Origin of the sequence: Anoxybacillus thermarum (genome assembly GCF_000836725.1) — a bacterium.
Lineage (GTDB): Bacteria > Bacillota > Bacilli > Bacillales > Anoxybacillaceae > Anoxybacillus > Anoxybacillus thermarum.
Window position 1 is genome coordinate 1 of sequence record NZ_JXTH01000074.1, and the last position, 10241, is coordinate 10241.

Genomic DNA, 10241 nt, shown 5'->3' on the forward strand with positions numbered 1-10241 from the left:
GTCCAAGCGGGTTGAACAGGCCAAACGGAAGGCAGGACGGTTGTGGGCAGATGTGGTGCGTCAGAATCTACCGTGTCTGCAGCGGTCATCCGGGACGCCGATCCATCAAGCGTTGTCGGCGCTTCGGGATTTTGGTTGGGTGTAAAAAAATGGAATACAATATCATCACTTCAAGATGAGGGATGAGAGTCCAAAAGCGCTTACGATATCAATTCCTGAAAATGGTTCGCTAACTAGTGATTGACAACACCCGTAGTGAACCGAAAAAATGTTCTCCACAAAGTCTTGACTGACTCCCCACAATGACAAGCCTTGACAATATGGAAGGTCACCTTTAAAATGTACATGTATATTTGACAATTTTGAAGTGTATGTTGAATGGTTGCAATGTACATGCCGACATTGATGAAGTAACGAATTTATAGCAAGAGGAGGTGAGGACAATGGGTGAAACGATCATCTCCGCTTTGCTTGCCCTAGTCGTCGGTGCAGTTGTTGGCTTTTTTGTTCGTAAATCCATTGCCGAGGCAAAAATTGGTGGTGCACAAGCAGCTGCCAAACAAATGATCGAAGAAGCGAAACGAGAAGCAGACGCATTGAAAAAAGAGGCGCTTCTTGAAGCAAAGGATGAAATTCACAAACTTCGCGTTGAAGCAGAACGAGAAATTCGCGAACGAAGAAGTGAGTTACAAAAACAGGAAAACCGTTTGTTGCAAAAGGAAGAGAATCTCGATCGAAAGGATGAAGCGTTAAACAAGCGAGAAGCATTGCTTGAAAAGAAAGAGAATTCTCTGAATGAAAGACAACAGCATATTGAAGAGATGGAAAGCAAAGTGGAAGAACTCGTTCGAAAAGAACAAGCTGAACTAGAGCGCATTTCTAGTTTGACGCGTGATGATGCACGCCAAATCATTTTAGAGCGTGTAGAAAAAGAACTTTCGCATGAAATTGCGCTCATGGTTAAAGAAGCAGAAACGAAAGCGAAAGAAGAAGCGGATAAAAAAGCAAAAGAAATTTTATCGCTTGCCATTCAACGTTGTGCTGCTGATCATGTAGCAGAAACAACTGTATCTGTTGTGAACTTGCCGAATGACGAAATGAAAGGCCGAATCATCGGACGTGAAGGACGTAACATTCGTACATTAGAAACGTTAACAGGTATTGACCTTATCATTGATGATACGCCGGAAGCGGTCATTTTATCTGGTTTTGATCCGATCCGTCGTGAAACAGCGCGTATCGCGCTAGATAAACTCGTTCAAGACGGGCGTATCCATCCAGCACGAATTGAAGAGATGGTCGAGAAGGCGAGAAGAGAAGTGGATGAGCATATTCGTGAAGTGGGAGAACAAACGACGTTTGAAGTTGGTGTCCACGGATTGCATCCAGATTTAATTAAAATTTTAGGGCGTTTGAAGTTCCGTACAAGCTATGGACAAAATGTGCTTAAACATTCGATGGAAGTTGCATATTTAGCTGGTTTAATGGCAGCTGAGTTAGGGGAAGATGAAATGCTTGCAAGACGAGCAGGTCTCCTTCATGACATCGGAAAAGCTGTTGACCATGAAGTAGAAGGAAGCCATGTCGAAATCGGGGTAGAGCTCGCAACGAAATATAAAGAGCATCCGATTGTCATTAACAGTATTGCTTCCCATCATGGCGATACGGAACCGACGTCGATTATCGCTGTTCTTGTCGCTGCTGCAGACGCTTTATCTGCTGCTCGACCAGGTGCTCGTAGCGAAACATTGGAAAACTACATTCGTCGACTTGAGAAGCTTGAAGAAATTGCTGAGTCGTATGAAGGTGTTGAAAAATCATATGCTATCCAAGCTGGACGTGAAATTCGTATCATGGTGAAGCCGGATCTAATTGATGACTTGGAAGCACACCGTTTAGCGCGTGATATTCGCAAGCGTATCGAAGAAGAGCTTGATTACCCAGGACATATTAAAGTCACAGTGATTCGCGAAACACGAGCTGTTGAATACGCAAAGTAAAAGCTACTCCTTATTCGGGGTAGCTTTTTCGTATTGATAAATGCTTTATTTTGTGCGAAACTGAAAAATAGAGATCATGAGCATAGAAAGGGTAGTACGATGAAAATATTATTTATCGGTGATGTCGTAGGACAACCGGGACGAAAAATGATTGATGAATATGTGCCGAAACTGAAAGCAAAATATAAGCCTCATGTCATTGCTGTGAACGGTGAAAATGCAGCGGGCGGAAAAGGGATTACCGAAAAAATATATCGTCGTTTTGTAGAAATAGGAGTGCATGTAGTAACGCTTGGTAATCACGCGTGGGATAATCGTGAAGTTTTCGAATTTATTGACCAAGCGAAAGTGCTCGTTCGTCCAGCCAATTTTCCAATAGGTACACCTGGAAAAGGGATCGTATTCGTTCATGTGGAAGGATATGAGGTAGCGATCATTAGCTTACAAGGAAGAACATTTTTACCAGCGATCGATTGCCCGTTTAAAAAGGCGGATGAATTAGTCGAGATGGCACTTGCGCGAACTCCTTTTATTCTCGTCGATTTTCATGCAGAAGCAACGAGTGAGAAACAAGCGATGGGATGGTACTTAGATGGCCGAGTAAGCGCAGTAGTTGGCACGCATACACACGTTCAAACAGCTGACTCGCGCATTTTGCCAAATGGAACAGGATACATTACTGATGTCGGGATGACGGGTCCTTATGACGGTATTTTAGGAGTTGATCGCGAAGCTGTATTGCGTAAATTTTTAACAGGACTTCCCGTTCGATTTGAAGTGACGACTGGTCGGGCACAATTGAATGCTGTGCTCATTGAAATAGACGAAAAAAGTGGAAAAACAAGGTCTATCCAACGAATTATGATCAATGACGATCATCCGTATTTCGACTAGTTTCTCTTTTAAGATTTTTCTGAAAAAATACATATCGTAGCAGGAATACGAGCAAACAGGGACGAATATATAATGAACAGTACAACTTTTTATAAGCAATTGTTAGAAACGAGGAGGAGCTAGAAATGGAAATATTAAAAGTTTCAGCAAAATCTAATCCTAATTCCGTAGCTGGTGCACTTGCAGGCGTGTTAAGAGAACGCGGTGCAGCTGAAATTCAAGCCATTGGCGCAGGTGCATTAAATCAGGCCGTTAAGGCAGTAGCGATCGCGCGAGGATTCGTAGCACCGAGCGGAGTTGATCTCATTTGTATTCCTGCGTTTACGGACATTCAAATTGACGGGGAAGAGCGGACAGCAATTAAGCTTATTGTTGAGCCGCGTTAATAAACATAAACCTGTTTGCTTACATAGCAAACAGGTTATTTTTATCATATGCGAAAGAGCGAATTTTCGTATGGAGGGGTCGTTGTGCGTATATTTGACGCTCATTGTGACGTTTTATATCAACTATTTTGTGACCAAGATGTATCGTTTGAGGGGAGTTCATCGCTACATGTCACATACGATGGATTGAAGCAGGCGGGTGTAACTGTACAAGGATTTGCGATTTATATTCCGAAACATGTCAGACCAGAGTCACGCTTTTTTGTTGCGTTAGAGATGATTGATTATTTTTACGAGAAAATTGTGTCGCAACCGAATATGAAAGTTGTTCGCTCAAAAAGAGAAATCGATCAACTACAACCGAATGAAATTGGAGCGATGCTCACATTAGAAGGATGTGAAGCCATAGGAGAAAGTTTAACGCAATTGCGCACACTTCTTCGCCTCGGTGTTCGCTCTGTTGGTTTAACGTGGAATGATGCGAATATGGTAGCAGACGGTGCCTTAGAGCAACGTGGGGGAGGGTTGACGAGATTCGGAAAAGAAGTCGTTCAATTATTAAATGAACAACAATGTTGGACGGATGTATCTCATTTAAGTGAACGAGCGTTTTGGGATGTTATGGAATTAGCTCACTATCCGATCGCTTCACATTCGAATGCATATACGCTTTGTCCGCATCCTCGCAATTTGCGTGATGATCAAATTCAAGCACTCATTAAGAAAAATGGAGTGATCGGTGTGACGTTTGTTCCTCAATTTTTGCGTCACGATGCCCATATGACAACGGTGACAGATGTATTACGGCATGTCGATCATATTTGTTCGTTAGGTGGAGAAAATCACATCGGTTTTGGATCTGATTTTGACGGTATGTTTGAAACGGTTGATCAATTAGAAAATGTTTCCTATTATCCGCATTTCATTGATGAATTGTTAAAGCATTTTAAAGAGGAGCAGGTAAAAAAGTTTTTGTTTTGCAATTTTTATGAGCGCATCCCACAATAAAATCGAAAGAAAAATTCACATTTTTGTAACAAATATGTTGCAATTTTTTTTCAATAGGGCTAGAATGAAAGCGTTTAGTATATGAAATTTTTCAAAAAATTTATTAAGCGAAATGGTAGAGCTTTTTTTGGAAAAGTGCTACACTTATAATCGTAAAACGTTACGTTACAATTGATGGAACTTTAAAGGGGTGTAAGACATGATTAGTCAACTTTCGTGGAAAGTTGGAGGACAACAAGGGGAAGGTATTGAAAGTACGGGAGAGATATTCTCCATTGCGCTCAACCGACTAGGCTACTACTTATACGGTTATCGTCACTTTTCATCTCGCATTAAAGGTGGCCACACGAACAATAAAATTCGCGTTAGCACGACACAAGTTCGTTCGATTGCCGATGATCTTGATATATTAGTAGCTTTTGACCAAGAGACAATTGACTTCAACTTTCATGAGTTGCGTCAAGGTGGGATCGTCATCGCAGACGCGAAGTTTAATCCGACCATTCCGGACGAGTCAAGAGCTACGTTGTATGCGGTTCCATTTACAGATATTGCAACAGAATTAGGAACAGCATTAATGAAAAACATGGTTGCAGTCGGAGCTTCTAGCGCAGTACTCGGTCTCGATATTAGCGTATATGAAGGGGTCGTTCAGGAGATTTTCGGTCGCAAAGGTGAACAAGTTGTTGCGAAAAATATGGAAGCGATCAGAGCGGGCGCTCAGTTTATGCGTGAACAGCTTGGCGACAATATTCAATTAATGCAGCTTGAAAAAGCGGACGGCAAAAAGAGAATGTTTATGATTGGAAACGACGCGATTGCGCTTGGTGCGCTTGCTGGCGGTGCACGTTTCATGGCGGCTTATCCAATTACACCTGCATCTGAGATTATGGAATATTTAATTAAAAAGCTTCCGCAGTTTGGTGGTACGGTCATTCAAACAGAAGATGAAATCGCTGCTTGTACAATGGCTATCGGTGCAAACTATGCGGGTGTGCGTACGTTGACAGCTTCGGCTGGACCGGGTCTTTCGCTTATGATGGAAGCGATCGGATTAGCTGGAATTACAGAAACGCCGATTGTCATTGTTGATACGCAACGCGGTGGTCCAAGTACAGGTCTTCCGACGAAACAAGAGCAGTCAGATTTAATGGCAATGATTTACGGCACACATGGTGAGATTCCGAAAGTAGTCATCGCTCCGAGCACTGTACAAGAAGCGTTTTACGATATGGTCGAAGCGTTTAATATTGCGGAAGAGTATCAATGCCCAGTCATCGTTTTAACAGACTTACAGCTTTCGTTAGGAAAGCAAACCGTTGAGCCGCTAGAGTACGACAAAATTGAAATTCGTCGAGGTAAGCTTGTCACAGGAGAACTGCCTGAAATTCCAGACAAAGGTTGCTTCAAACGATATGAAGTGACGGAAGACGGTGTGTCACCACGCGTATTGCCGGGAATGAAAAACGGCATTCATCATGTGACAGGTGTTGAGCACGATGAAACAGGTCGTCCTTCTGAAGTAGCAGCGAACCGTATTGCACAAATGGATAAGCGTTTACGTAAGTTAAAACATATCCAATTCCCGACACCAGTTCATACACATGTGAAACATGAAGAAGCAGATGTGTTAATCGTTGGGTTTAACTCAACGCGCGGGGCAATTGAAGAGGCGATGGAACGTTTAGAGCGCGATGGTATAAAAGTGAATCACGCCCACATTCGTCTTATTCATCCGTTCCCGACGGAAGAAATGTTGCCGCTTGTGCAATCAGCGAAAAAAGTTGTTGTTGTTGAAAATAACGCAACAGGACAACTTGCCAACATTCTAAAAATGAACGTTGGACATGCTGAGAAAGTATTTAACGTGTTGAAGTATGATGGCAACCCGTTCTTACCGCACGAAGTTTATACAAAATGCAAGGAGTTGTTTTAAACATGGCGACATTTAAAGATTTCCGTAATAATATTAAACCGAACTGGTGTCCAGGTTGTGGCGACTTTTCTGTGCAAGCGGCTATCCAACGAGCAGCTGCCAATGTCGGACTTGAACCACACGAACTAGTTGTTGTATCTGGTATCGGTTGTTCCGGTCGTATTTCTGGTTACATTAACTCATATGGCTTCCATGGTGTTCACGGCCGGGCGCTTCCAATTGCTCAGGGGGTAAAAATGGCAAATCGCGATTTGACTGTTATTGCTGCTGGTGGCGACGGTGACGGATTTGCGATCGGAATGGGGCATACAATTCATGCTATTCGACGTAACATCGACATTACGTACATCGTCATGGATAACCAAATTTACGGTTTAACAAAAGGTCAAACATCACCGCGAAGTGAGGTTGGCTTTAAAACGAAGAGTACGCCACAAGGGTCAGTTGAGCCAGCATTGTCGATTATGGAAATGGCACTAACAGCAGGGGCAACATTCGTCGCTCAAAGCTTTTCTAGCGATTTAAAAGAGTTGACGCAATTAATTGAAGAGGGCATGAAGCATAAAGGATTCTCACTCATTAACGTATTTAGCCCTTGCGTCACATACAATAAGGTGAACACATATGATTGGTTTAAAGACAATTTAACGAGCTTAAGTTCAATTGAAGGATACGATCCGTCCGATCGCGAAATGGCGATGCAAACGTTAATGAAACATAAAGGGCTTGTGACAGGGCTTATTTATCAAAATAAAGAGCGCAAATCATATCAAGATCTTGTGCCAGGTTATAGCGAAAAACCACTAACTGAAGCGGATTTAACAATTAGTAAAGAAAAATTTGATCAACTCGTTGCAGAGTTTATGTAAGACAGAAAAGAGGGTGGTAGAGGCCATCCTCTTTTTCATGGAAAAAACATTGTTTAAAAGTCCGGAAAATAATATACTATGTTAGTGTGCATGTATGAACAAAAGAAAGGAGAATAACGATGAACGAAAAGCAACGTTTACAGTACACAGCACAAATTGAAACAGATCATCCAACGGACAAAAAATCCGCTTTGGATGAAAATTTACAGCGTCTAAAGCAAAAAACGAGCCAAGACTATGAAAAATATTTTTCAACTGTATTTGTTCCCCCATCTTTGAAAGAAGCAAAAAAACGCGGAAAAGAGGAAGTGAAATATCATAAAGATTTTTCTATCCCTGAAGAATTTCGCGGTATGGGGAACGGTCGCAAATTTTACATTCGTACGTATGGCTGTCAAATGAACGAGCATGACACAGAAGTGATGGCCGGTATTTTTATGGCACTTGGTTATGAGTCGACGGATCGTCCAGAAGATGCAAATGTCATTTTGTTAAATACATGTGCGATTCGTGAAAACGCAGAAAATAAAGTATTCGGAGAAATTGGCCACTTAAAGCCATTGAAACAAAATAACCCTGACTTATTGCTTGGGGTATGTGGCTGTATGTCGCAAGAAGAATCAGTTGTTAATAAAATTTTAAAACAATTCCAATACGTTGATATGATTTTTGGTACGCACAATATTCATCGTCTTCCGTATATTTTGAAAGAAGCGTACATGTCGAAAGAAATGGTTGTTGAAGTATGGTCAAAAGAAGGCGATGTCATTGAGAATTTACCGAAAGTGCGAAAAGGAAATATTAAAGCGTGGGTTAATATTATGTACGGTTGCGATAAGTTTTGTACGTACTGTATTGTTCCATATACACGTGGCAAAGAGCGCAGCCGCCGTCCAGAAGATATTATCCAAGAAGTACGTCACTTAGCCGCACAAGGATATAAAGAAATTACTCTTTTAGGACAAAACGTGAATGCGTATGGAAAAGACTTTACCGATATGAAATATGGTCTCGGTGATTTAATGGATGAATTACGCAAAATTGATATTCCACGCATTCGTTTCACCACAAGTCATCCGCGTGATTTTGATGACCGTTTAATCGAAGTGTTGGCGAAAGGTGGAAATTTAGTTGAGCACATTCACTTGCCTGTACAGTCTGGAAGCAGTGAAGTGTTAAAATTGATGGCGCGTAAATATACGCGTGAACAATATTTGGAGCTTGTTCGTAAAATTAAAGAAGCCATCCCAGGTGTGGCGCTTACAACGGATATCATTGTCGGATTCCCGAATGAAACGGATGAGCAATTTGAAGAAACGTTATCGCTCTATCGCGAAGTTGAATTTGACTCAGCATTTACGTTCATTTACTCGCCACGTGAAGGAACGCCAGCAGCGAAAATGGTTGACAACGTGCCGATGGAAGTGAAAAAAGAACGTTTACAACGATTAAATGCATTAGTAAACGAAATTTCCGCGAAGAAAATGAAGGAATATGAGGGACAAGTTGTCGAAGTATTAGTAGAAGGGGAAAGCAAAAACAATCCGGATGTTCTCGCGGGATATACGCGCAAAAACAAGCTTGTTAACTTCGTTGGACCAAAGTCCGCGATCGGTCAATTGGTTAAAGTGCGAATTACAGAAGCGAAAACGTGGACGTTAAACGGAGAAATGGTAGAAGAAGCGATTGAGGTGAAATAAGGTGGCGAAATATACGAAGGATGACATCGTACAGAAAGCAAAAGAATTGGCTAAAATGATTGCTGAAACAGAAGAAGTGGAGATTTTTAAACAAGCAGAAGCAAAAATTCATGAAAATGAAAAAGTGCGCACGATGATTGCTAAAATAAAATCGTTACAAAAACAAGCTGTCAACTTACAACATTATGGAAAAATCGAAGCGCTAAAAAAAGTGGAAGCAGAAATTGACGAGATTTACGAACAACTATCAGACATTCCAATTGTAGAACAATTTAAACAATCGCAAGTAGAAATTAACGATTTATTGCAACTTGTTGCATCCACCATTTCAAAAACAGTGACAGACGAAATTATTACATCGACAGGTGGCGATGTGTTACGTGGAGAAACAGGTGCTCAAGTGAAACATAGCCATTGCGGCCATTGTCATTAAAGAGTCCATTTCATATGGGCTCTTTTTTTATTTTTCGCACATATTTCGAAGGAGTTGCATACAATGAACTATACGGAATGATTGTTTTTTTATGTACACTTTTATGTTTCCTGTGCATAGGATAAAATGAACAATGCATTTTTGAGGAGGGTTTGTTTCATGTCCCAATACAGAGAAATTATTACAAAGGCAGTCGTGGGAAAAGGACGAAAGTTTACGCAATCGACGCATACTGTTTCCGCGCAACATCGTCCGACGAGCGTGCTCGGTTGCTGGATTATTAATCATCGATACGAGGCAAAAAAAGTGGATCGTAGTGTTGAAATTCATGGGAAGTATGATGTGAACGTTTGGTATTCGTACAACGATAATACGAAAACGGAAGTGTTGACAGAAACGGTATCGTACACAGATGTGATTCCGTTAAAGTATCGTAATGAAGAACTTATTAGTGAAGAACAAGAAGTGATTGCGCGCGTTGTTCAACAGCCAAATTGTTTAGAATGCACGATTGCCCCGAACGGAAATAAAGTCACTGTGGAAGTAGAGCGCGAGTTTGTTGCGGAAGTCATCGGGGAAACGAAAGTCCGCATCGCCGTCGTAGATATATCATCAGACGAAGTAGATGAAGATATTGATGCGGAATTAGAACAGTTAGATGAAGAGCTTCTTCAAGAAGAAAGCAATAAAAACTAGGAAGTTTATTCTTCCTAGTTTCAGACTGTTGACAAAATGGTTGTAAGACAATTTTCTTACAACCATTTTGTTCCATTTTGATATTTGTTTTCCTCGATGAACTGACGAAAATAACGACATACATAAGTGAAAAAGAGGGGAGATGCCCATTCTCCATAGGCAGTTTGCTAATTTCTTTAAATTCATCGCAGCACAAACAAGCATCGCCTGCATCTGGTTTCTTTCCAATCCACGGTAATTCGTCCAGCGCAGACCATGCTTCTCTTTCAAATCTGCAAAATTTCGTTCGATTGTCTCTTTTCTCTGCTCATACAATTCT

Annotated in this window: 10 protein-coding genes and 1 pseudogene; 10 read left to right on the forward strand and 1 reads right to left on the reverse strand. The window is 41.3% G+C overall.

Annotated elements, in window-relative coordinates; translation table 11 throughout:
• The 10 genes and pseudogenes from LH47_RS15540 to LH47_RS13075 form a co-directional block, all read left to right on the forward strand.
• Positions 1-145, forward strand: a pseudogene (locus tag LH47_RS15540) (UPF0236 family protein); the annotation flags it as partial.
• Positions 146-443: 298 nt separating this feature from the next.
• On the forward strand, positions 444-2000 hold the full coding sequence (gene rny, locus LH47_RS13035) for a ribonuclease Y (RefSeq protein WP_043968212.1): 1557 nt from the start codon (positions 444-446) through the stop codon (positions 1998-2000).
• Positions 2001-2099: 99 nt separating this feature from the next.
• Complete coding sequence (locus LH47_RS13040; protein WP_043968214.1) at positions 2100-2894, forward strand: TIGR00282 family metallophosphoesterase; 795 nt, start codon at positions 2100-2102, stop codon at positions 2892-2894.
• A gap of 125 nt (positions 2895-3019) precedes the next feature.
• Positions 3020-3280, forward strand: coding sequence for a stage V sporulation protein SpoVS (gene spoVS / locus LH47_RS13045; protein ID WP_003181955.1), 261 nt, complete (start codon positions 3020-3022; stop codon positions 3278-3280).
• 48 nt (positions 3281-3328) lie between these two features.
• Positions 3329-4288, forward strand: coding sequence for a dipeptidase (locus LH47_RS13050; protein ID WP_043968215.1), 960 nt, complete (start codon positions 3329-3331; stop codon positions 4286-4288).
• Positions 4289-4487: 199 nt separating this feature from the next.
• The gene (locus LH47_RS13055; RefSeq protein WP_043968216.1) at positions 4488-6224 is read left to right on the forward strand and encodes a 2-oxoacid:acceptor oxidoreductase subunit alpha; all 1737 of its coding nucleotides are present in this window, start codon (positions 4488-4490) and stop codon (positions 6222-6224) included.
• A gap of 2 nt (positions 6225-6226) precedes the next feature.
• Positions 6227-7093 carry a 2-oxoacid:ferredoxin oxidoreductase subunit beta gene (locus LH47_RS13060; protein ID WP_043968222.1) on the forward strand — a complete coding sequence of 289 codons (867 nt, stop codon included), beginning with the start codon at positions 6227-6229 and terminating at the stop codon, positions 7091-7093.
• A gap of 119 nt (positions 7094-7212) precedes the next feature.
• Positions 7213-8793, forward strand: a complete 1581-nt coding sequence (gene miaB, locus LH47_RS13065; protein ID WP_043968217.1) for a tRNA (N6-isopentenyl adenosine(37)-C2)-methylthiotransferase MiaB — start codon at positions 7213-7215, stop codon at positions 8791-8793.
• 1 nt (position 8794) lies between these two features.
• Positions 8795-9226, forward strand: coding sequence for a RicAFT regulatory complex protein RicA family protein (locus LH47_RS13070; protein ID WP_043968219.1), 432 nt, complete (start codon positions 8795-8797; stop codon positions 9224-9226).
• A gap of 159 nt (positions 9227-9385) precedes the next feature.
• Entirely contained in the window at positions 9386-9922 is a 537-nt protein-coding gene (locus tag LH47_RS13075) for an outer spore coat protein CotE (protein ID WP_043968221.1), read from the forward strand.
• Here LH47_RS13075 and LH47_RS15545 read toward each other — a convergent pair.
• Positions 9881-10241, reverse strand: a 361-nt coding sequence (locus LH47_RS15545; RefSeq protein WP_152619625.1) for a transposase, incomplete at its 5' end; no start/stop codon positions are given. The genes LH47_RS13075 and LH47_RS15545 overlap by 42 nt on opposite strands.